Here is a 20,276-nt window from a genome sequence, read left to right on the forward strand (position 1 = left end):
ACAGCGATGAGGGCGGCCCAGTTCGGGTGCGGAAAGATGGGCGTGGGCGCGGCGTACGCCCTGGCCACGGACCCCGCCACGACCCGGCTGACGCTGGTCGACCGGGACCGGTCGCGGGCCGAGGAGGCGGCCCGGCTGGTCGCGCCGCACAGCGCCTGCCGGATCGTCGTCAGCGCGGACCCGGAGGCCGCGATCGCCGGCCAGGACGTCCTCACGCTGGCGCTGCCCTGGGCGGCCACCCGCCAGGTCGTCGAGCACGCGGCGTCGGGCGGCACGCCCCTGGCGAGCATCACCCGCCCGCCCGTGGACCAGCTCGCCACGCTCGACGCGGTGGCGCGGGCCGGCGGCGCGCCCCTGCTGCTCCCCGTCGGGCTCGAACCGGGCCTCACCGAGCTGCTGGCGGCCTCCCTCGCCGAACGACTGGACCACACCGCCGCGGTCGAGATCTTCTGCGGCGGGATACCCCGGGAGCCGCGCGAGCCGATCGGGCACGTCACCTTCTTCGGCGGCGAGTCCGCCCACCACCTGCCGATCGCCCAGCGGGAGGCGTACGCGGCCACGGCCGGGCGGGTCGTCACGCTGCCCCGCTTCTCCGGGCTGGAGCAACGCAGCTTCCCGGGCGTCGGGACGCTCCAGGCGTACCACGACGGCATGGTGCCCTGGCTGTGCGACCACCCCGCCCTGCGCGCGGCCGACTGCACCCAGAAGACGGTGCGCTGGCCCGGGTTCGGCGAGGCGGTGACGGAGCTGGCCCGGCTCGGGCTGCTCGCCGAGGAGCCGGTCGATCTCGACGGCACGCCGGTGACGCCGAGACGGCTGACGGAACGGGTGCTCGCGCCGCAGCTCAGCGCCGGGCCGCAGGACAGCGACGTGGTGGTGCTGGACGTGGCGGCGCGGGGCACCGTCGCGGGCCGCCCGGCGCACCTGCACGTCGGGCTGCGCGACGCGCACGACCCCGCGACGGGCCTGTCCGCGATGGCGCGCACCACCGGGTTCACGCTGGCCGCCGCCGGCGCGCTGCTGGCCGAGGGCGCCGTCGGCGGCGCGGGGTGGCTGATGCCGCACCGGGCCATCGGCGGCGCCGCCCGGGAACGGCTGTTCCGGTCGCTGGCCCGGCGCGGCATCACGATCACCCGCACGCCCGACCCCCAGCCGCAGGAGGAGACACGATGAGCGCACCGCAGGAGACGCTGCACCTCGTCGGGGTCGGGATCGGGCCGGCCAATCTCAGCCTGGCCGCCCTCCTGCACGGCAACGACCGGGTGACGAAGACCTTCCTCGACCGCAAGAAGACCTTCGAGTGGCACGCCGGGATCATGGTCCCGGACGCCCACATGCAGGTCCACTTCCTGAAGGACCTGGTGACGCCGGTCGACCCGACCAACCCGTTCACCTTCCTGGCCTTCGCCGTCGAGGCCAGGCGGCTGTACCGCCTCCTGATCACCGGTCGTTCCCGGGTGCCCCGCCGGGAGTTCGAGCAGTACTGCCGCTGGGCCGCCGACCGCGTGGACGACGTGCGCTTCGGCGTCACGGTGGAGGGCATCCAGTGGGACGGCTCGGCGTTCGTGGTGCACACCGACGACGCGCCGATCCGGGCCCGCAACATCGTCACCGGCACCGGCCTGGTGCCGCAGCTTCCCGGGTGCGCGCAGGGCCACGCCCCGGAACAGGTGTTCCACGCCTCGCAACTGCTCGACGTCCCGCGCGACCTGAGCCGCCGGCGGGTCGCCGTGGTCGGGGGAGGACAGAGCGGGGCGGAGATCGTCCACTACCTGCTCGGCGCGGAGGCGGGGCGCCCCGAACGCATCGTCTGGGGCTCGCGCCGGCCGAACCTGTTTCCCCTGGACGACAGCCCGTTCGTCGAGGAGCACTACCTGCCCAACTACAGCCGGCACTTCCACGGCCAGCCCGCGGCCCGCCGCGACCTGCTCAACGAGCAGCAGCGCATGTCCAGCGACGGCGTGTCGGTCGACCTGCTGCGTGCGGTGTACCGGCGGCTCTACGACCTGGAGCTGCTGGAGGGGGTGGAGCGACCCTGCGAGGTGCTGGTGGACCACCAACTGCTCCGGATCGACAGGGAGCGGGGCGGCCTGCTCACCACCTGGCGCGCCGGCTCCGGCGAACTCGTCCGCGAACAGGTCGACGTGGTCGTCTGCGCCACCGGGTACCGGCACGGCCTGCCCCCGGTCCTGGACGCACTGCGCGACCGCCTGCCCCACCCGGACGAGCTCGACGTCCGCGCCGACTTCAGCGTCACCTGGGACGGCCCGCCGGAGAACCGCATCCACGTGCAGAACGCCGCCCGGCGGCACTTCGGCGTCGCGGACCCCAACCTCAGCCTGCTCGCCTGGCGCAGCGCGGTGATCGCCAACAGCCTGCTGGGGCACCGGCGCTACGACGTCGACGCGGTCAGCGGGGCCGTCACCTGGAGCCTCGCCGGCGAGCGCCGCCCGGTGGGCGCCCTCGGCACCTGAACCGACCGACCCCGCACCACCGACCGAGAGGAGCAAGGCCGTGCTGGTCGCCGGCATCCCGCGTTCCGTCAGCGACATGGGCGCGCCGACGTTCGTCCGCAGCAGCCCGCCGCCGTGGGCCGACGTCGCCCGCCCGCCCTTCAACGTCACCCGGGTGACCCTGCGCCCGGGCGAGACCACCGCCGCGCACAACCACCACGACAACGAGGTCTGGATCATCCTGGACGGGCGGGGCGTGGTCCGGTTCGACGACGTCGCCGAGCGGGTGGCCGCCGGCGACACGGTCTACCTCGCGCCGCTGGGGACGCACACCCTGCACAACGAGGCGGTGGACCGGCCCCTCACCTTCCTCAGCGTCTGGTGGGAGGACATGGGCGCGCTCGCCGAGGCGCACACCGCGCGCTCCGGCGCGAGCGCGACGGACGGCCGCCCGGTCCTGCTGCTCCCGTCGTTCCCGACCCCCAACGGCGAGCTGCACCTCGGCCACGTGGCCGGGCCGTACCTGGGAGCCGACATCGCCCGCCGGGCGCTGGCCGCCGCCGGAACCCCGGTGCACCTGCTGCTCGGCACGGTCGGCCACCAGAGCCAGGTGGCGGCTGCGGCGGCCAGGGCCGGCGTCTCCTTCCACACGCTGGCGGAGCGGAACACCGAGGCGGTGATGGCGGGGCTGGCCGCCGCGGGGATCGACTGGGACGTCTTCGTCCGCCCCAGCTCACCGGAGTACCCGGGCCTCGCCCGGCAGGTGTTCCAGCGGCTGCACGACGACGGCGTGGTCGTCACCCGGACCGAGCCGACCTACCACTGCCCCCGCTGCGACCGCTTCCTGTTCGAGGCGTTCGTCGCCGGCGCGTGCCCGCACTGCGGCTCCCACGACACGGCGGGCATCGAGTGCGAGGCGTGCGCGCTGCCCTTCGCCGACGGCGACCTCGTCGACGTCACCTGCGCCACCTGCGGCTCCGCCGCCGAGCGCAGGCCGCTCACCCGGTACTTTCTGCCGCTGGAGCCGCTGCGGGACCGGCTCACCGCCTACCTGCGCACGGTGCGCATGGGCTCGCGGCTGGCCGGCTACGTCGACCGGGTGCTGGCGAAGCCGCTGCCGGACATGCCGGTCAGCATCGTGGCCGACGACGGCATCGAGGTGCCCGGCGCGGACGGCCAGCGGCTGTACTCGGCGTTCGAGCTCCCCGCGCGCTACCTGACCGCCGTCGACCGGTTGGCCCGGGCCCGGGGCGAGTCCGGCTGGGAGTCCTACCTGGCCCGCCACCGGCCGAGGACCGTCCTGTTCTTCGGCTTCGACAACGCGTACCTGCGGGCCATCCTGTTCCCCGCGGTCCTCGGCGCGTTCACCGACCTCGCGCCGCTGCCCGACACGCTGGTCAGCAACGAGTTCTACGAACTCGACGGCGCGAAGTTCTCCACCGGCCGGCGGCACGCCATCTGGGCCCGCGACGCCTTCGCCGACAAGAACCGGGACCGGCTGCGGCTCTACCTGGCCGCCACCCGGCCGGAGAACCGCCGCAGGAACTTCTCGACGGCCGAGTACGACGCCTTCGTCCAGCGGGAGCTGGTGGAACGGCTCGACGGCTGGCTCGGCGCGGTCGGGGCCCGGTTGGCCGGGCACTTCTCCGGCGCGGCCCCCGAGGCGGGGGGTTGGATTCCGGAGGCCGAGGAGTTCTACGGCCGGATCCGCGCCCTGCACGCCGAGGCGGGTCCGGCCCTGCGACCGGAGCGGTTCTCCCCGGCCACCGTGGTCGCGGCCCTGTCGTCGTTCGTCGCGGCGGGCCGGCGCTTCGGGGAGGTGGCCGAGGACGTCCTGGCCGCTCCCGGGCTCACCGGGCCCGCACGCACCTGCATGGCCCTCGAACTCATGGCCGTCCGGACGGTCGCGGAGGTGCTGCGCCCGCTCGCTCCCGACGCCGCCGACCGGCTCGTCGGGCAGCTCGGCGGGGCGACCCCGGCACCGGACCCCCGGTGGGTCACGCCCGGCACGGCGGTCACCGTCAGCGCCCTGTTCTCCTGACGAACCAGAAGGGATCCGCATGACCACCTCCGCCCACGAGTTGAGCGACGCGCTCATCCCGGACTCGACCCGTTCCCGGCAGCTCTACCAGCGCGCGCGGGAGGTGATGCCCGGCGGCAACAGCCGTACCGCCGTCTTCACCACGCCCTACCCCGTCTACGTCCGGTCCGGGCGGGGCGCGCGGGTCGTCGACGTCGACGGCAACGAGCGCCTGGACTTCCTGAACAACAGCACCGCTCTGATCCACGGGCACGCGCATCCGCGGATCGTGGAGGCGGTGGCGCAGGCGGCGGCCCGTGGCACGTCCTTCGGTATGCCGACCGAGGTGGAGGTCGCCTTCGCCGAGGCGCTGTGCGCCCGCAACGAGACGTTCGAGCACGTCCGGTTCACCAGCACCGGCACCGAGGCCGTCATGATGGCCGTGCAGGCCGCCCGGGCGCACACGCTCCGCCCGAAGATCGCCAAGATCGCCGGTGCCTACCACGGCGCGTACGACTCGGTGGCGATCAACAACGACGGCTCGGGCTCGTTGATCACGCACGCCACCCGGGGCATCCCGGAGGGGGTCTCGCGCAACACCGTCGTCATCCCGTTCAACGACCCCGAGGGCGCGCTCGCGGTGCTCCGCGAGCACGCCGACGAGCTGGCCTGCGTCCTGATCGACCCGGTGCCGTGGCGCATCGGGCTCGTCGCGGCCAGCGCGGAGTACCTGGCGGCGCTGCGGTCCTTCTGCGACGAGACCGGCGCGGTGTTCATCTCCGACGAGGTGGGCTCGTTCCGGATCGACTGGCAGGGCGCGGTCGCCCGGCTCGGCTCCGCCGCCGACATCACGGTGCTGGGCAAGGTCATCGCCGGTGGGATGCCGATCGGCGCGGTGGCCGGGCGTCGGGAGGTGATGGCCGTCTTCGACCCGAGCAACGGCTCTCCCGCCCTGCCGCACTCGGGCTCCTACAACGCCAACCCGGTGAGCATGAGCGCCGGCCTGGCGTCGCTCGACCTGCTGACCCGGGAGGAGATGCGGCGCATCAACGACCTGGGCGAGTCGGTCCGCCGGGGCATGAGCGACATCCTGGCGGCGCGGACCGAGGGGTGGACCGTCAACGGCTACGGATCGCTGTTCCGGGTCCTCGGCCCGGCGGCCACCGACGCCTCGGGGAACCGGGTGAACCTGGTCAACCTGCTCAGCCGCGCGCTGCTGCGGCGGGGCGTCCACATCGGCGACAGCGGGCTGGGCTGCGTGTCGACCGCGATGGGGACGGCCGAGGTCGACAGCTACGTCGAGGCGTTCGAGGGCGCCGTGGACGACGTCGTGGCGGCCCGGCGCTGACACGGGAGTCGGGATCCGCGGGGGTGAGGCCACCTGTTCCCGCGGATCCCCGGACGACGGAGGGGCGGTTCATGGGGGGCAGCGTGCAGGAGTTCGAGAACCATCGCCGATGGCTCCTGGCGATGGCCTACCGGTGGGTGGGGTCGACGGCCGAGGCCGAGGACATCGTCTCCGAGGCGTGGATCCGGTGGCACCGCGTGTCCAACGTGCGCGACCACAGCGCCGTCCTCGCGACGATCGTCACGCGGCTGTGCAGCGACCACCTCAAGTCGGCCCGGGTACGTCGCGAGAAGTGCGGCGCAGCGGTCCTGTCCGCGCCCTCCCCGGACGCCTCGCCCACCCCGGACGGCCTGCTGGAACGCAACGAGGAGGTCAAGCTCGTCGCGCGCCGCCTGCTCGAACGGCTCAACCCGGCGGAGCGGGGCGTCATGGTGCTGCGCCACGGGTTCGAGTACAGCTACCGCGACGTCTCCGAGGTCCTCGGCATCCGGGAGGCCTCGTGCCGACAGCTCTACAGCCGGGGGCGGGCGCGGCTCGCGGTCAGCGCCCGCCGGTTCGCCGCGGAACCGGCCAAGCAGGCCGAGCTCGCGTCCCGGCTCGCCGCGGCGAGCCGCGCCGGCGAGCTGCGCGCCCTGGAACGACTGCTCGCCGCGGACGTGAAGATCTAGCCGCCACCCGGGAAGGGGCCTGCTGATGCGCCTGAATGTCCTGCTCGTCGGAGCGATGTACCACCAGGAGGCGGAGGCGCTGCTCGAGGAGCACTTCACCGTCAGCCGGATCGAGGCCGACGAGCTGCCCGGCCTGCCGGCCGCGCTGCGCCGGGCGCACGGCCTGGCCGTGCGCTACCCCGCGCAGATCACCGAGGACGTCCTCGCCGCCGCGCCGGAGCTGCTCGCCGTCCTGTCCAGCGGTCGCGGGGTCGACAACATCGACATCCCGGCGGCGACCAGGGCCGGCGTCGTGGTGGCCAACAACCCGGGGCTGGGCGGCAAGCCGGTCTCCGAGCACGCCCTGGGGCTACTTCTCATGATCACCCGAGATCTGGGCGCGGTGGCCCGCGACGGCATGGCCGGCGCCTGGACCAAGCGGCTCACCACGCGGCGCGTCGAGCTGACCGGCGGCACGCTCGGCATCGTCGGCTGCGGCAACGTCGGCGGGTGGGTGGCCCGGCGCGCCTCGGCGGGCTTCCGGATGCGGGTGCTCGCCTACGACCCGTACGTCTCGGCGGAGCAGATGGAGCAGGTCGGCGCCACGAAGGTGGACGACCTGGCCGACCTGCTCGCCGAGGCGGACTTCGTCACCTGCCATCCCGAGCTGAACGACGAGACCGACGGCATGTTCGACGACGACACGTTCGGCAGGATGAAGCGGGGGGCGTACTTCGTCAACACCTCGCGCGGCGGGGTGGTGCGGACCGACGCGCTGGTGCGGGCGCTGCGCTCCGGGCACCTCAGCGGCGCGGCCCTCGACGTCTACGACGAGGAGCCGCCGCCGGCCGACAGCCCGCTGCTGAAACTCGACAACGTGGTCCTGAGCGCGCACGTCGCCGACTTCACCGTGCAGACCACGCACGCGCTGGCCATGTCGGCCGCCCGCCAGCTCGTCACCGCCCTGAACGGCGAGCCGCCGCCCCACCCGCTCAACCCCCAGGTGTGGAACAGGGTCACCGCGAAGCGATCTAAATTCATAAACTCGTCGAGCATCATGTCTGAGCGAGGGGGCTCGTAGTGATCTCGACGGTGGTCGGCCTCAACTGGGGCGACGAGGGCAAGGGACGCATGGTCGACTGGCTGGCCGCCGACGCGGACATCGTCGGCCGCTACCACGGCGGCGGCAACGCCGGGCACACCATCCACGTGGCGGAGGGCCGGTTCACCCTGCACCACCTGCCGAGCAGCGTGTTCCGGCCGGGAGTGCGCAACATCCTGGGCCCCGGCGTGGTCGCCGACGTCGACGGGATCATGGACGAGATCGCCCTCGTCACCAAGCACGGCGTCGCCCCGGACAGCATCCTGGTCTCCGCCGCCGCCGCCATCTGCTTCCCGTTCCACCGGGACCTGGACGCGGCCGAGGAGGACCGCCTCGGCCGGAACCAGTACGGCTCGACGAAGATGGGCATCTCCCCGGCGTACGGCGACCGGGTCATGAAGAAGACGCTGCTGGTCCGCGAGATGTACGAGACCCGGCACCTGTCCGACCGGCTCGCCGCCGTCCTCGACTGGGCCAACGCCCGCTTCGAGAAGATCTACGGGCGTCCGGCGGTGCGCCTCGCCGACGCCGAGCGGTGGGTCCTCGGCATCCGCGACCAGATCGAGCCGTTCGTCGCCGACACCACGGCGCTGCTGACGGCGGCGGAGGCCGACGGCGCGTCCGTCCTCGCGGAGGGGCAGCTCGGCGCGCTGCGCGATGTCTACTTCGGCATCTACCCGTTCTCCACCTCGTCCTCCTGCCTGGCGGCGCACGCGCCGGTGGGGCTCGGCGTCCCCTGGGCCCGGGTGCGGCACACGATCGGCATCACCAAGGCCTTCTCGAGCTGCGTGGGTGCGGGCCCGTTCGTCACCGAGTACGAGCCGGACCTGGCCGCGTCGCTGCGCGAGCGCTGGGGCGAGTACGGCGCCACGACCGGCCGGCCGCGCCGACTGGGCTACTTCGACGCGGTGGCGACCCGCTACGGGGTGGTCATGCAGGGCGCCGACGAGGTCGCCATCACCAACCTCGACCAGTTGACCGGCGTCGACGACCTGCGGATCTGCGTCGCCTACCAGCGCGAGGGGCGCACGACCCGCGAGTTCCACCCGTCCCCGGCCCGGCTGGAGGAGTCGACGCCCTGCTACGAGACGTTCGCCGGGTGGGACGAGGACATCTCCGGCGTCCGCGACTTCGCCGACCTGCCGGAACCGGCCCGGGCGTACGTCCTGGCCATCGAGTCGCTGCTCGGTGTGCCGGTCCGGTACGTCTCCGTCGGCGCGCAGCGCGACGCCCTCATCACCCGCTGACCGGACCGGAAGGACCGCCCGTGCTCGCAGTGCTGGCAGTGAGCGACAAGCGCAACATCGAGGAGCTGGCGACCGGCCTGCTCGGCCTCGGCTGGGACGTCGTGGCGACGGAGGGCACGCGCCGGCTGCTGCGGGACAACGGCGTGACCGTCGGGGCGGTGTCGGACCTCGCGGGTGTGCCGACGCTGCTGGGCGGGCGGGTCAAGACGCTCACCGTCTCGCTGATGGGCGGCATCCTGGCCCGCGACGAGCCGGCGGACCGGGCCGAGGTGGAGGAGCACGGCCTCACCCGCGTCGACCTGGTCTGCTGCAACTACTACCGGCTGCCGGCCCCGGAGCCGGGCCGGTCGTTCGAGCAGTTCCGGGAGCTGATCGATGTCGGCGGCCCGGCGATGCTGCGCGCGGCGGCCAAGAACTGCGCCTACGTCGTCCCCCTCAGCGACCCGGACGACTACGCCGGGGTGCTGAGAGCGCTGGCCGACGGCGGCGTGGGCCGGCGACAGCGGCTGCGCTTGGCGGCGAAGGCGTTCGCGATCAGCGCCGCCTACGACACGGCCGTGGCCGACCTGCTCGCCGGAGCCGTCGATGGGTAGCCCGGTCCTGGTCGGCACGGTCACGCTGGACCTCCTGCACGAGGGGCCGATCGGCGCCGGCCGGCCGCCGGTCGTGCTCCGCTGGGGCGGGGTCATGGGCAACACGGCCTGCGCGCTGGGCATGCGCGGCGTCGACCCGGTGCTGGTCACGGTCACGTACACCGGGGAACTCGCCGCCGCGGTCTCCGCGCACCTGGCGGCCAACCGGGTGCGCTGGGCGCCGCTGCCCGTGAGCCTGCCGCTGCCGCTGTTCCACGCCGAACTCGTCGACGGGTCGGTGAAGCACAAGGTGTTCATCGGCGACGAGGCGCTGTCGGCGCTGACGCCGGCCGAGCTGGAGGCGGGTTCCGCCGTCCCCGCCGACGCGAGCGTCGTGGTGGCCGGCACGGACGCCGAGGAGGAGACGCTGGCCTGGCTCGCCGACGTCGCGGCGGCGCGCGGGCTGCCGTTCTGGCTGCTCTCCGCCGACCCGACCGAGGTCGGCAAGCTGCGGCCGAACGGGCGTGGGGCGGACCTCGTCGCGCTCAACCTGCCGGAGCTGTCGGGCTGGGCGGGCCGGGCCTTGACCGGCCGGGCCGACATCGTGGCGGCGGCCCGCGAGCTGGCCGCGCCGGGCGGCCGGTGCCTGGTGACGCTCGGGGCCGAGGGGGCCCTGCTGGTACGGGCCGACGACGCGGAGGTGACGTTCCAGCCCGCCCCGCCCATCGAGCACCCGCCGCTGGCGGTGGGCGCCGGCGACGTACTGTTCGGATGCCTGCTCGCGGCCCGCCTCGACGGCGTCGACTGGGCCACGGCCCTGGAGCGGGCGTCGATCCTCACCGGCACCTTCCTGCGGGGCGTCGCCTCCGACCGCTTCCCCTACCACGCGCTGGACTCCGCCGTCGTGGCGCGGTCAAGCTGAGCGACGACGCCGTGGCCACCGCGCTGTGGGCCCCGACGGCGGTCGGCGGGCTCGAGCTCGCACACCGACTCGTCATGGCCCCGATGACCCGCAACCGGGCGACCCCCGACGGCGTCCCGACCCCCCTGAACGCCACCTACTACGCGCAGCGGGCCTCGATGGGTCTCCTCATCAGCGAGGGGACCCAACCCTGTGCCGACGGCCAGGGGTATCCGCTCACCCCCGGCATCCACACCCCGGAGCAGATCGCCGGATGGCGTCGGGTGGCCGACTCGGTGCACGAAGCCGGCGGCCACCTGTTCGTCCAGCTCATGCACGCCGGCCGGATCGCCCACCCGGCCAACACCCCCCACGGGCGGCGGCCGGTCGCGCCCTCGGCCGTCCGGCCGGCGCACACGGTGTTCACCGCCTCGGGCCCGCAGCCCACGCCGGTGCCCCGCGCGATGAGCGAGGCGGAGGTCAGCGCCACCATCGAGCACTTCCGGCACGCCGCCGCCTCGGCGGTGGCCGCAGGGGCGGACGGCGTGGAGATCCACGCCGGCAACGGGTACCTGATCCACCAGTTCCTCTCCGACAACGCCAACCAACGCGACGACGCGTACGGCGGCACCGTCGCGGGCCGCATCCGCTTCGCCGTGGAGGTGGCCCGCGCCGTCGCCCGGACGATCGGGCCGGAGCGCACCGGCATCCGGATCTCGCCGGGCGGCACCCTGCACGACATCGTCGAGCGCGACCCGGGCCGCGTCTACGGGGCGCTGCTGCGCGCCCTGGCCCCGCTGGGGCTGGCCTACCTGCACCTCGTCCACGGCGGCGACGACCGGCTCGCGGCGGCCCTGCGCGGGGCGTGGCCCGGCACGGTCATCCTCAACCGGGGCGGCGCGGCCATCGGGACCCGGGCCTCGGACGTCGAGACGGGCCTGGCCGATCTCGTCTCGGTGGGCGCCCTGGCGCTGGCCAACCCCGACCTGGTGGAGCGCCTGCGCGCCGGGGCCCCGCTGAACAGGCCCGACCGCGCGACCTTCTACGGAGGGGACCACCGCGGCTACACCGACTACCCCTGCCTGCGGTAGTCCCGGGTGAGGCCGGTCAGGAGCCGGTCGTCCGGTACCTGTGGAGCGCGGCTTCGGCGAGCGGGGTGACGTATCGGTCGCCGCCGGGATCGCCGCCCTCCCCCTTGATGACCAACAGGGTGCTTCCGGTCCGGACGATCAGGGCTTCGCATCTGAGCGTGTCGGAGTCGGACGTCGAGTTGCAGCCGAGGCGAATGCTGTCGTCGCCCAGCCGTGGGCCTGGTGCCACGGTGAACCGGGAGGTGCTGCCATCGCCCAGGCCGGACGACACGACGGGGCAACGGCCGACGAAGGTCCGCAGGTCGGCCATCGCTCGTCGCGCGCCGTCGTCGGCGTACGTCCTGAGGACCTCGCTTCCCACCCAGAGGTCGAGGTCGTCGGGGTCCCCGTCGTAGCCGAGGGTGGCGGCGGCCATCGCCGACGGGGTGCCGGTCAGCCGCGTGCCCGACAGCAGCGGAATCATCTCCGAACAGGAGGCTTCGGGGCCTGGGCGTCGCTCTCCCGCATCCGACGCCATGACTGTGGCGATCTGCACGGTGAATCCGGCCGGCACCGAGTCGGCGGTCAGCAGGCGTGCGGACAGCGACGCGGAGTAGCCGGGGCCGCCGGTCGCCGGCACCGCCGGGGAGGCTGGCCTCGTGGCTGCGGCCGAGCCTCCCACCTGCGCGGTGGAGGGGGTCGTCCCGCCCGCTGACCGATCCGTTGTGGCCGTCGAGGAACCGCACGCGGTCACCATGCAGACGGCCGCCACCGCGACCGCCCTTCGCAGCACCGTCCTGGGCACCGGGCAGACCCACCTCTCGCGCGAAACGCGCGTCAGGCTACCAGCACGCGTGGCCTCAACCGTCACGTTCGACAGATCGTCCGCTCACGTCTGCGGGCGACCGGTGATTGTCGATCGGTAAGCGACCTGGGTCCGTGGGCGTCTTCCTCGCCTGTGCCGGCGCGGCGTTCGTGGTCTCCGGTCCAGCGCGATCCGGGCGCGGCACCGCGCTGGGCGGCGGTCGTGTCGGCGCTGGCCGGGCGGGAGTCGGAAGCCTGGAAATATAGGCTTTATCGGTCATAACGGGCATATCGTTGTAGCCTCGCCCTAGGAGGTATGATGAGCCCGAAACTACTCAAGAAGACCAGCCGGAGATTCGGTCGGTACGTCGGCTACGGCCTGGTGGCCATCGGCATGGCGGCCGCAGGGACAGGTCTCCTGCTCGCCCCGTCATCCGGCGTGTCAGCCCAGATTCCGGCCGGATCGACGATCCAGGTGGTCGTCCCGACCAATGGCGAGTGCGATCTGAGCGACGTCGTCGCGCACACCCTGCCCACCGACGTGATCACCTACGAGGCACCTAACTTCATCATCACCCGAGTGACCGATCAGGAGATCCCCACCAATGCTGCGGTGCAGTTCGGCCTGATCGTGAACACGCCGATCAGCGGGTGCGCCCTCCAACAGCCGGTCACCATCACGGTGAACGGTGAATCGGTGGAACCGTTCGAGAACAACATCTCGCCCGGGGGCGCCACGTTGACGGTCACCTTCAGGGCGCCCGCATCACCGCCGCCCCCCACGGCGACCCAGCCGACGGGCACGCCGACCGTGACGCCCACGGTGACCCCGACGGTGACGCCCACTGTCACGCCGACGGTGACGCCCACTGTCACGCCGACCGTCACGCCGACGGTGACGCCCACTGTCACGCCGACCGTCACGCCGACGGTGACGCCCACTGTCACGCCGACCGTCACGCCGACCGTCACGCCGACCGTCACGCCGACCGTCACGCCCACTGTCACGCCGACCGTGCAGCCGACTCCGCCCACCCCCAAGCCGACGCGGACCGGTCACCCGTCCCTCCCCGTGACCGGAGCAGGTACTGGTCCGCTCATGGCCCTGGGGCTCGGCATGGCCGGCGTAGGCGCTCTGCTGCTGATCGGCATGCAGATGACCACCGCCGGCGCGGGAATGTCCCGACGTAGATAGGGAACTGCCCGTCATCCCGTCCGCCACCGTCCGGACCCTGCTCTTGGGCTGAACGGTGGCGGACGGGACCGTCCGCGTTGCTGTCGACAGCGGCAGGGCACCGGCGCTTCTGACTGACGTCAACCGCCTACCATCGACCGGTGCTCGATCCCGCAACCGTCTTCGACGGATCCGGCCCGCTGGAGGCCCCGCTCACCGACGAGGTCCTGCGGGAGGTGGAAGCGCAGCTCGGGCACCGGCTGCCCACCGCGTACGTCGACCTGGCCCGTCGACACAACGGCGGCTCGTTCGCCCGTGGCATCCACCCCGCGCCCAGCCGAACCTCCTGGGCCGAGGACCACGTCGGCGTCACCGCGCTGGCGGCGATCGGTCGAACTGCCGAATTCAGCCTCTGCGGCGAGTACGGCAGCGAGTTCTGGGTGGCGGAGTGGGGCTACCCCGACATCGGCATCTACATCGTCGACTGCCCGTCGGCGGGCCACGACATGATCGCCCTCGACTACCGCTCGCCCGGTGAGCCGGCCGTCGTGCACGTCGACGAGGAGTGGGACTACCAGATCACCGTCCTCGCCCCCGACTTCGAGACCTTCGTGGCTGGCCTGGTCGACAAATCCTAGTTCGGCGTCGAGGACTAGATCCGACCGGCGACCTCCTTGTTCGAACTCTCAACAGGCCCGTCGGATCGGGTGTCATCCGAGGTCGTCCGGCGTGCTGGAGTCGCTTCGGGTCGAGTTCGGTGGGCTGGGTTGCTGTACTTCGCCGCTGTACTGCTCCCCGACCAGGAACTGCCTGAAGTGGGTGCGCACCTCCAGCCAGTGTCGACGTTCGTCGCAGGGGTGGAGTCGGCCGCATCTACACAGGCTCAGGGCCGACTCGGAGTGCTTGGTCAGCAGGATGTCCGCGTAGGCCACCTGCGCCCTGGCGTATTCCCGGAAGGCCGCCGAGGTGTAGAGGGCTCCCATCGGTCACCGCCCCGGCCTGCGGGTGTGGCGGTGATGCCAGAGGACTTCGGCGACGGCGTCCACGGGGTCGATGTCCCCGGCCGCCAGACGCTCCCGGGTGATGGCGATCCAGGGTGGCGAGGCGGGGGTGGCTTCGCCACAGGCGGTTCGCATGCCCTCCTGAGCGAGTCGGGCCAGCCGGCAGGGATCGCGTTGGTTCGTGTGCCAGCAACCGGTTGCCACGCAGAAGCCGGCGCTGTCGGGCCGGTGGGCCTCCCAGAGGGCACGGGCCAGTCGCCACAGCAGGCGGTGCTGGCACGCGGCGGGCGGCTCCACGGGTGGGCTCTCGACATCGAAGGACATGCGCCGACCATCCCGCCGGGCGACGGGGCGTTCCATGGCCAGCGGTCATGTCACGGTGGCATGGGGCGGCTCGACCAGCACGAATGGCCGCCCTAGGCTGTCGACCTGAACACTTTGAGTAGTCGGAACGCGACGCTGGGAGCTGCCGTGCTGCTCGATCCGCTTCGGATACCGGAGGATGCGTGGTCGCACGGCGAGGTGCTGACCGCCCTGGCTGCTCGCGACATCGGCAGGCTGTTCCGCTGGATCACCAGTCTCACTGGGGCGAGTCAGAGCCGGATCGGGGCCGCCGTCGGGCTGGAACAGGGCTACGTAAGCCGGATCATGGCCGGACGCAAGGTCACCTCGATCGACGTCTTCGAACGGATCGCCGACGGCTGCCGGATGCCCGACCAGGCGCGGATCACGATGGGCCTGGCACCCCGACAGGCCGCACCGCCGGCCGACCCCAGCCGGTCCACCGCCGGTCGGCCCAGCGAGCCGCCGGCCAACCGGACCTGGCGGGACGACATACGTAGTGCCGCAGAGCTTTGGCGAGGTGACGTGAACCGTCGAGACGTGCTCCGGCAGGTGGCCTTCAGCTCCGCCGGCTACACCCTGCCGGCGCTTCGCTGGTTCACCGCACCCGACCCGGCCCCGGTCACCCAGCCCGGACGCAACACGGTCGGTCAACCCGAGATTGACACCATCCGCGCGATGACCGCGACCTACCGCCAGCTCGACAACCAGTACGGCGGCGGGCACGCCCGCGACACCGTCGCCCGCTACCTCCACCAGGAGGTGACCCCACTACTCACCGACGGCCGGTACGACCACCCCACCGGCCAACGGCTGCTCAGCGCCGCCGCCGAACTGGCCCAGCTCGCCGGCTGGCAGGCGTACGACACCGCCGAGCACGGCATCGCCCAGCGGTACCTGACCCTCGCCCTGGACTTCGCTTACGCCGCCGGAGACGACGGCCTCGGCGCGGAGATCCTCGCCGCGATGAGCCACCAGGCCACCTACCTCGGCCACATCACCACCGGCCTCGACCTCGCCCGCGCCGCCGGTCGGACCGCCCGCCGCGCCGGGGTTCCCGTCCTGACCGCCGAAGCCCACGTCATGGAAGCCCACGCCCTGGCCAAGGCCAACGACGAACGGGCTTGCGCCGCTGCCCTGCACCAGGCGGAACAGGCCCTCGACCGGGCCGACCGCAGCAGCGACCCACAATGGCTCAGCTACTTCGACGAGGCGTACCTGTCGGCCAAGTTCGGCCACTGCTTCCACGCCCTCGGCCGCAACGCCCACGCCGAACGCTTCGCCGCCCGATCCCTGCGGATGGACAACCGCTACGTACGCGGCAAAGCCTTCAACCTCGCCCTGCTCGCCAGCGTCCAAGCCCAGCAGGGCGAACCGGAGCGGGCCTGCGCCATCGGCGCGGAAGCCCTGACCCTGACCGCCCAGCTACGGTCCGCCAGAGCCGTCCGCTACCTCCGCGACCTGCAAACCCAACTCGCCCCGCACCGGCGAGTGCCCGCCGTCCGGCACTTCACCGGCCGCATCGACGCCACCCTCGGTCCACGACGCTGACCATCACAGCTCCCCCCGAGCCCTGCGGGCGACCAACTCCAGCACGGCGATCACCGTGCCGGCACCGACGATCTCGCCCCGGGACACCAACCCGTACGCCTCATCGAGCGGAATCCACGCGACCTGCTCAGCCTCGTTTACGTCCACGGGTGCGCCGATGTGCTCGGCCTGCCGGGCCAGGAACAGCAAGTTCTCGGCGTCGGCAGTGCCAACCCACGGTTGGAAGGACAGCAACGGCTCCACCGCCCGGGGCCGCCAGCCGGTCTCCTCCTCGACCTCCCGCACCGCACACTGGGCCGGCTGCTCCTCGTCATCGACGTAGCCACCGGGCAGCTCCCACACCCACCGGTCGAACACGAACCGGTGCCGCCGCATCAACAGCAGGCGTTCCTGGTCGTCGAGTACGGCGACCAGGGCCGACCGAGGAGCCCGGATCACGTACTGCTCGAACCGCACTCCGTCGGGCAACTCCACCTCGGCGATACTCAGCCGTGCTCGGCGGGTGTCGTCCACCACCCGCTCGCCGTGGATGGTCCACCGGGTCAACTCTGTCGCCTGCTCCTCCACCACCCCGCCAGTATCCGCACCGAACCCCCGCTCGCGTAGTAGGCGGCGTCTACCGGGGGCACAGCCCGGTGCGCCGCCCAGACGAACCCAACACCGAACCCCGTCGGGGTGATGCGGGCTCAGGTTGTCGGCTACTGAAACCTGTTGGCGGACCGCGTCAACGGGCAGGTGCCGGACGTCGTCGGTTAACGTTCCGGAGCGACCCGCATCGAAGCTCGCGCTGCCTCCTTGCTGCCTCGCTGCCTGACGTCTCGTTTACAAGCTCTGTGCGGTTCGTTCAGCATCGTCTGCCGGCGTTCACGACCTCGGGCGTTGTCCTCACTCATCCGCCAGTGGGCGCCTGGGCTCTGCATGTCATGCCGGGTCGGTAGGCAGGTCGGACGGCGTGACGTCGATTTTGTGGGTCAGCAGGGCGTCCAGCAGCGCCGCGCGCGCGGTCTGGGCTCGAGCCACCTCGTCCGAGATCGCGCGCACCTGCCGGTCGATGGTATCCATCGTGTCGGCGATCTCCTTCTGCGTGTCAGGAAGCGGCACCGGAACGGTCAACCGTTCGAGCGCGTCCTTGGAGACCCGAACGACCTTGGTATTCGAGATAACGGCCGGCAGCTGCGCACGGAAACCAGGAGACGCGAACACGTAGGACGCAAACCGAGGCTCCATCTCGTGCTCGAAGATGTACGCGTCGTCATGTACCGCCACGTCTTCCTCGCCGAGCCAGGCAACGGCCTTCAGCACCCCGTCGAAGTTCTCGCTGGTGCCGGCGATCACGAGGTCGCCCGGCTTGGCAAACCGCAGCTTGGGGCGCATCCCCTCCGGTAGCCAGGAGTGGACCTCGTCGGTGTGCGCGCCGAAGTCCGTGTGGATCTGCGAGTAGTGGATGCAGCCGATGCCGCTGTCGACATAGTCCGATTTGATGAACCGTTTGCCCCGAGTTACGAAGCCGAGTTTGCCTATCGGCTTGTCGGTCCACGAGTCATCCCGTCGCCGTAGCAGCTCATCGAGCAGGGCCGTCCGGGCTGCCGCCGCGGCTGCCGCCTCGGCCAGCAATGCTTCGATGACGGTGTCGACAGCGGTGATGACCTCGAGGATGCGGTCCTGCACCTTCAGCGGTGGACACGCGACCTCCAGCCGGAGGAAGTCGGCTTCCTTCAGCCGATTCCGGCTCACGGCAGCTGATCCTGACGACAGGCTTAGTGCCTTGGCGGCGAAGACAGGCGACGAGCAGTAGAGGGCGAGGAACTCGGGCGTCGCCTGCGCGGTGTCCACCTCGAATTGGGGAAACTCATTCGAGACCACGACTCCGTCGTAGTCGTCCGTGACGACCGCGAACGACTGCTTCCAGGCAAACAGCCGGTTGTAGACCAGCAGTCCCGGCTTCAGCGCGTAGCACTTTCCCTTGACTGCGGAACCCTTGCGCTCCTCGCGCACGAATAGGCCGTCGCCGTACCAGCGCACTCCCGCGAATCGAACAGTGTCGTCGGGGTTAGGGGTGACCAACTCCGGAGCGTGCTGGGTTACCAGCCGCTCAAGAGGAACAGAGTGCCACTCAGTCATCGAAGCCGCCGATGCCTGCGGCCGATAGCACCGCCGCCATCGCCACCTGGGCTTCCTCGCGGACAGCACGGGCTTCCTGCCAGTCGGCGATCGCCGTGTCCAGGTCGTGCGACTGCGTCTGTGGCCAAGGGTTGTGCCGGACGCCGCGCGGCATGAACCGGCCGGCATCGTCGAAGACCGGTGTGCGCCAGGACCGGGCCTCTCGGTCTTCTAGACCGTCACGGATGGCGCGCTGGACGTTCGTGGCGATGCCGCCCCATCGACCGGTGTCGCGGCGTCCGTGCGCGAGCTGCACCTCGTGCCCATCGTCCTCCATATCAGCGAAGGTCACGAGGGCGTCGTGGTCGTGACCGTTGCTCGTCTTGGTGAAGCCGAAGATCGACGTCTTCACGCCGCGCTTCTGTTCGAAGAAGAGCTGCTGGGGCATATCGATAATGAAGTCGAGGCGAGCATGCTCGAGAATCGCGAGAGCTGCCTTCTGGTTCGAGTTTTTCGACAGCGTATTGTTCGGCATGATGATGACTAGCCGACCGCCCTCTTCGAGGTACTCGATTGCTGACATCGTGAAGTTGATCGGGTTATCGTTCTCGTACGGCGGATTGATCACGCACTTCGTCGGTTTCAGACCCTTGACGTAATCGCGGAACTTCTCATCTCGCTTGGCCACCGTGAACGATTTGCCTCGCGTGATGAGCGAATCGCGGTAAAGCAGGTTCGACCGGCCGTCGCCGTGGAGAAACATGTTCGAGCAGGCGAGAGCGAAAAGGATCGGGTCCAGCTCCAGCCCGATCAGCTGGTGCTCGTGTATGTGCTCGATCCTCTTCCCGTCGCCGTGGGCCTTGTCGACGAGTTGCTCCATAGCGTCCATGAGGAACCCGCCGGAGCCCATACAGGTGTCGAGGACAACGTCGTCGCGCTCCAGCCGGGCCAGATCGACCATAAAAGTCTTGATGTGGTCGGGCGTCAGGATGATGTTCTTATTGTCCATCTTGCCGGCGCGCGACAGAAAGATTTTGTACGCGCGGCCAAGGATGTCCCGCTTCACCGAGCGCTTGGACGGCTGGTGCACCCTCTCGTCAATCTCGCCGATGATCTCCTTATACTCGTCGAGCGGGATGTCAACGGTCTTCACGAACGCGAAGCGGTCGCGCCAGTCGATCTGCTTCGACTCGGAGTTGATCTTTTTCTCCAGCTGACGGGTGACAGCGTCGACGATCTGATCGTTGAGATACCTGGCCCCGACCAGCCGGTCGTCCTCGGGCTTGCTGATCGACCTGTAGACGTTGCGGAACGGCTCGTCGTCGAGCGCGATCATCAGCGCCGAGAAGAACAGTGAGCGCTCGGTGTCCCGCACCCGCGAGTCCCTGTGGAACCGCTCGTTGAGCCGCCGCAGGAAGCGTCGCAGCTCGGTATCGGAGAGCGGATCGCCGATGGCTGCAGCCGCGTAGTGGTTGGTGAGCGCTTCCAGGCTTACCAGGCTCTGCATGCCTTGGAGCTCTTCAATCTCGTCGCTGTCGCCTTTGCGCAGCAGATGCGTGACGCGCAGGCTCTCGAGGCTCTGGCCGGAGACGGCGATGCCGACGATGTCGGTGTGAGGCACGGCGTTGTTGGTCATGTAGCTGCGTACGTCAGTCAGGGCGGCGGCGTGATCCGACCGCGGCCCAGGCTCGCCGGACTTGGCCTCCACGACGATGAGCCACGAGCCCATGTCTTTGAAGAAGTCCGGGAAGCCATCGTCGGTCGACCCCTTGCGCTTGGACCGGAACCCGAACTTCTTCGGAATGTCACGCTTCTCGACGAACGTCGAGGCCCCGTAGAACTCGCGGAACAGGTTCTCCGTGGTGCTCTCTGCCATGGCCAGCTCCTACTTCTTCCCCTCACGCGTTGAAGCGGAACATAGAGCCGCTGCCCTGTCACCAGCCG

At 71.1% G+C, this 20,276-nt stretch carries 19 protein-coding genes; 13 read left to right on the forward strand and 6 right to left on the reverse strand.

Annotated elements, in window-relative coordinates; all coding sequences use genetic code 11:
- The first annotated feature begins 6 nt into the window (after nt 1-6).
- From LPU43_RS13980 to LPU43_RS14025, 10 genes are all read left to right on the forward strand, one after another.
- Entirely contained in the window at nt 7-1,173 is a 1,167-nt protein-coding gene (locus LPU43_RS13980; protein WP_229400828.1) for a saccharopine dehydrogenase family protein, read from the forward strand.
- Entirely contained in the window at nt 1,170-2,474 is a 1,305-nt protein-coding gene (locus LPU43_RS13985; RefSeq protein WP_229400829.1) for a lysine N(6)-hydroxylase/L-ornithine N(5)-oxygenase family protein, read from the forward strand. Before LPU43_RS13980 ends, LPU43_RS13985 begins: the two co-directional genes overlap by 4 nt.
- A gap of 40 nt (nt 2,475-2,514) precedes the next feature.
- A complete protein-coding gene (locus LPU43_RS13990; protein WP_229400830.1) occupies nt 2,515-4,494 on the forward strand; it encodes a class I tRNA ligase family protein in 1,980 nt (659 codons plus the stop codon).
- 19 nt (nt 4,495-4,513) lie between these two features.
- Entirely contained in the window at nt 4,514-5,821 is a 1,308-nt protein-coding gene (locus LPU43_RS13995) for an aspartate aminotransferase family protein (protein WP_229400831.1), read from the forward strand.
- Nucleotides 5,822-5,892: 71 nt separating this feature from the next.
- Entirely contained in the window at nt 5,893-6,489 is a 597-nt protein-coding gene (locus tag LPU43_RS14000) for a sigma-70 family RNA polymerase sigma factor (protein WP_229400832.1), read from the forward strand.
- A gap of 25 nt (nt 6,490-6,514) precedes the next feature.
- Nucleotides 6,515-7,549: a hydroxyacid dehydrogenase gene (locus tag LPU43_RS14005; RefSeq protein ID WP_229400833.1), complete on the forward strand. Its 1,035-nt coding sequence runs from the start codon at nt 6,515-6,517 to the stop codon at nt 7,547-7,549.
- Nucleotides 7,549-8,817, forward strand: a complete 1,269-nt coding sequence (locus LPU43_RS14010; protein ID WP_229400834.1) for an adenylosuccinate synthase — start codon at nt 7,549-7,551, stop codon at nt 8,815-8,817. The genes LPU43_RS14005 and LPU43_RS14010 overlap by 1 nt, the downstream gene beginning before the upstream one ends.
- 20 nt (nt 8,818-8,837) lie before the next feature.
- Nucleotides 8,838-9,410: a phosphoribosylaminoimidazolecarboxamide formyltransferase gene (locus LPU43_RS14015; RefSeq protein WP_229400835.1), complete on the forward strand. Its 573-nt coding sequence runs from the start codon at nt 8,838-8,840 to the stop codon at nt 9,408-9,410.
- A complete protein-coding gene (locus LPU43_RS14020; protein WP_229400836.1) occupies nt 9,403-10,311 on the forward strand; it encodes a carbohydrate kinase family protein in 909 nt (302 codons plus the stop codon). Before LPU43_RS14015 ends, LPU43_RS14020 begins: the two co-directional genes overlap by 8 nt.
- A 74-nt stretch (nt 10,312-10,385) precedes the next feature.
- The gene (locus LPU43_RS14025) at nt 10,386-11,381 is read left to right on the forward strand and encodes an alkene reductase (RefSeq protein WP_229400837.1); all 996 of its coding nucleotides are present in this window, start codon (nt 10,386-10,388) and stop codon (nt 11,379-11,381) included.
- Nucleotides 11,382-11,397: 16 nt separating this feature from the next.
- Here the strand turns inward: LPU43_RS14025 and LPU43_RS14030 are convergent, their stop codons facing one another.
- Nucleotides 11,398-12,000, reverse strand: a complete 603-nt coding sequence (locus LPU43_RS14030; protein ID WP_229400838.1) for a hypothetical protein — start codon at nt 11,998-12,000, stop codon at nt 11,398-11,400.
- Between the two features lie 483 nt (nt 12,001-12,483).
- Between LPU43_RS14030 and LPU43_RS14035 the strand changes: the two genes are divergently transcribed.
- The gene (locus LPU43_RS14035) at nt 12,484-13,359 is read left to right on the forward strand and encodes a hypothetical protein (protein ID WP_229400839.1); all 876 of its coding nucleotides are present in this window, start codon (nt 12,484-12,486) and stop codon (nt 13,357-13,359) included.
- A gap of 140 nt (nt 13,360-13,499) precedes the next feature.
- Nucleotides 13,500-13,976 carry an SMI1/KNR4 family protein gene (locus LPU43_RS14040; protein ID WP_229400840.1) on the forward strand — a complete coding sequence of 159 codons (477 nt, stop codon included), beginning with the start codon at nt 13,500-13,502 and terminating at the stop codon, nt 13,974-13,976.
- Nucleotides 13,977-14,048: 72 nt separating this feature from the next.
- Here the strand turns inward: LPU43_RS14040 and LPU43_RS14045 are convergent, their stop codons facing one another.
- Nucleotides 14,049-14,321, reverse strand: coding sequence for a hypothetical protein (locus LPU43_RS14045; protein WP_229400841.1), 273 nt, complete (start codon nt 14,319-14,321; stop codon nt 14,049-14,051).
- A gap of 3 nt (nt 14,322-14,324) precedes the next feature.
- Nucleotides 14,325-14,663 carry a hypothetical protein gene (locus tag LPU43_RS14050; protein ID WP_229400842.1) on the reverse strand — a complete coding sequence of 113 codons (339 nt, stop codon included), beginning with the start codon at nt 14,661-14,663 and terminating at the stop codon, nt 14,325-14,327.
- A gap of 147 nt (nt 14,664-14,810) precedes the next feature.
- Here LPU43_RS14050 and LPU43_RS14055 point away from each other — a divergent pair, with 147 nt between their 5' ends.
- Complete coding sequence (locus tag LPU43_RS14055) at nt 14,811-16,232, forward strand: helix-turn-helix domain-containing protein (protein WP_229400843.1); 1,422 nt, start codon at nt 14,811-14,813, stop codon at nt 16,230-16,232.
- A 3-nt stretch (nt 16,233-16,235) separates the two neighbouring features.
- Here LPU43_RS14055 and LPU43_RS14060 read toward each other — a convergent pair whose 3' ends face one another.
- From LPU43_RS14060 to LPU43_RS14070, 3 genes are all read right to left on the reverse strand, one after another.
- Complete coding sequence (locus LPU43_RS14060; protein WP_229400844.1) at nt 16,236-16,802, reverse strand: NUDIX hydrolase; 567 nt, start codon at nt 16,800-16,802, stop codon at nt 16,236-16,238.
- A 351-nt stretch (nt 16,803-17,153) separates the two neighbouring features.
- The gene (locus LPU43_RS14065) at nt 17,154-18,353 is read right to left on the reverse strand and encodes a restriction endonuclease subunit S (protein WP_229400845.1); all 1,200 of its coding nucleotides are present in this window, start codon (nt 18,351-18,353) and stop codon (nt 17,154-17,156) included.
- On the reverse strand, nt 18,346-20,208 hold the full coding sequence (locus LPU43_RS14070) for an HsdM family class I SAM-dependent methyltransferase (RefSeq protein ID WP_229400846.1): 1,863 nt from the start codon (nt 20,206-20,208) through the stop codon (nt 18,346-18,348). Before LPU43_RS14070 ends, LPU43_RS14065 begins: the two co-directional genes overlap by 8 nt.
- Nucleotides 20,209-20,276 lie beyond the last annotated feature (68 nt).

The sequence above is a fragment of the Micromonospora okii genome (genome assembly GCF_020884795.1).
GTDB classification, from domain to species: Bacteria; Actinomycetota; Actinomycetes; order Mycobacteriales; family Micromonosporaceae; genus Micromonospora; species Micromonospora okii.

What these genes read in the sequence shown, in the direction of transcription:
- LPU43_RS13980 (WP_229400828.1), top strand. Translation starts at nt 7, where the DNA reads ATGAGGGCGGCCCAGTTCGGGTGCGGAAAGATGGGCGTGGGCGCGGCG.
- LPU43_RS13985 (WP_229400829.1), top strand. Translation starts at nt 1,170, where the DNA reads ATGAGCGCACCGCAGGAGACGCTGCACCTCGTCGGGGTCGGGATCGGG.
- LPU43_RS13995 (WP_229400831.1), top strand. Translation starts at nt 4,514, where the DNA reads ATGACCACCTCCGCCCACGAGTTGAGCGACGCGCTCATCCCGGACTCG.
- LPU43_RS14000 (WP_229400832.1), top strand. Translation starts at nt 5,893, where the DNA reads ATGGGGGGCAGCGTGCAGGAGTTCGAGAACCATCGCCGATGGCTCCTG.
- LPU43_RS14005 (WP_229400833.1), top strand. Translation starts at nt 6,515, where the DNA reads ATGCGCCTGAATGTCCTGCTCGTCGGAGCGATGTACCACCAGGAGGCG.
- LPU43_RS14020 (WP_229400836.1), top strand. Translation starts at nt 9,403, where the DNA reads ATGGGTAGCCCGGTCCTGGTCGGCACGGTCACGCTGGACCTCCTGCAC.
- LPU43_RS14025 (WP_229400837.1), top strand. Translation starts at nt 10,386, where the DNA reads ATGGCCCCGATGACCCGCAACCGGGCGACCCCCGACGGCGTCCCGACC.
- LPU43_RS14035 (WP_229400839.1), top strand. Translation starts at nt 12,484, where the DNA reads ATGAGCCCGAAACTACTCAAGAAGACCAGCCGGAGATTCGGTCGGTAC.
- LPU43_RS14045 (WP_229400841.1), bottom strand. Translation starts at nt 14,321, where the DNA reads ATGGGAGCCCTCTACACCTCGGCGGCCTTCCGGGAATACGCCAGGGCG.
- LPU43_RS14050 (WP_229400842.1), bottom strand. Translation starts at nt 14,663, where the DNA reads ATGTCCTTCGATGTCGAGAGCCCACCCGTGGAGCCGCCCGCCGCGTGC.
- LPU43_RS14065 (WP_229400845.1), bottom strand. Translation starts at nt 18,353, where the DNA reads ATGACTGAGTGGCACTCTGTTCCTCTTGAGCGGCTGGTAACCCAGCAC.
- LPU43_RS14070 (WP_229400846.1), bottom strand. Translation starts at nt 20,208, where the DNA reads ATGGCAGAGAGCACCACGGAGAACCTGTTCCGCGAGTTCTACGGGGCC.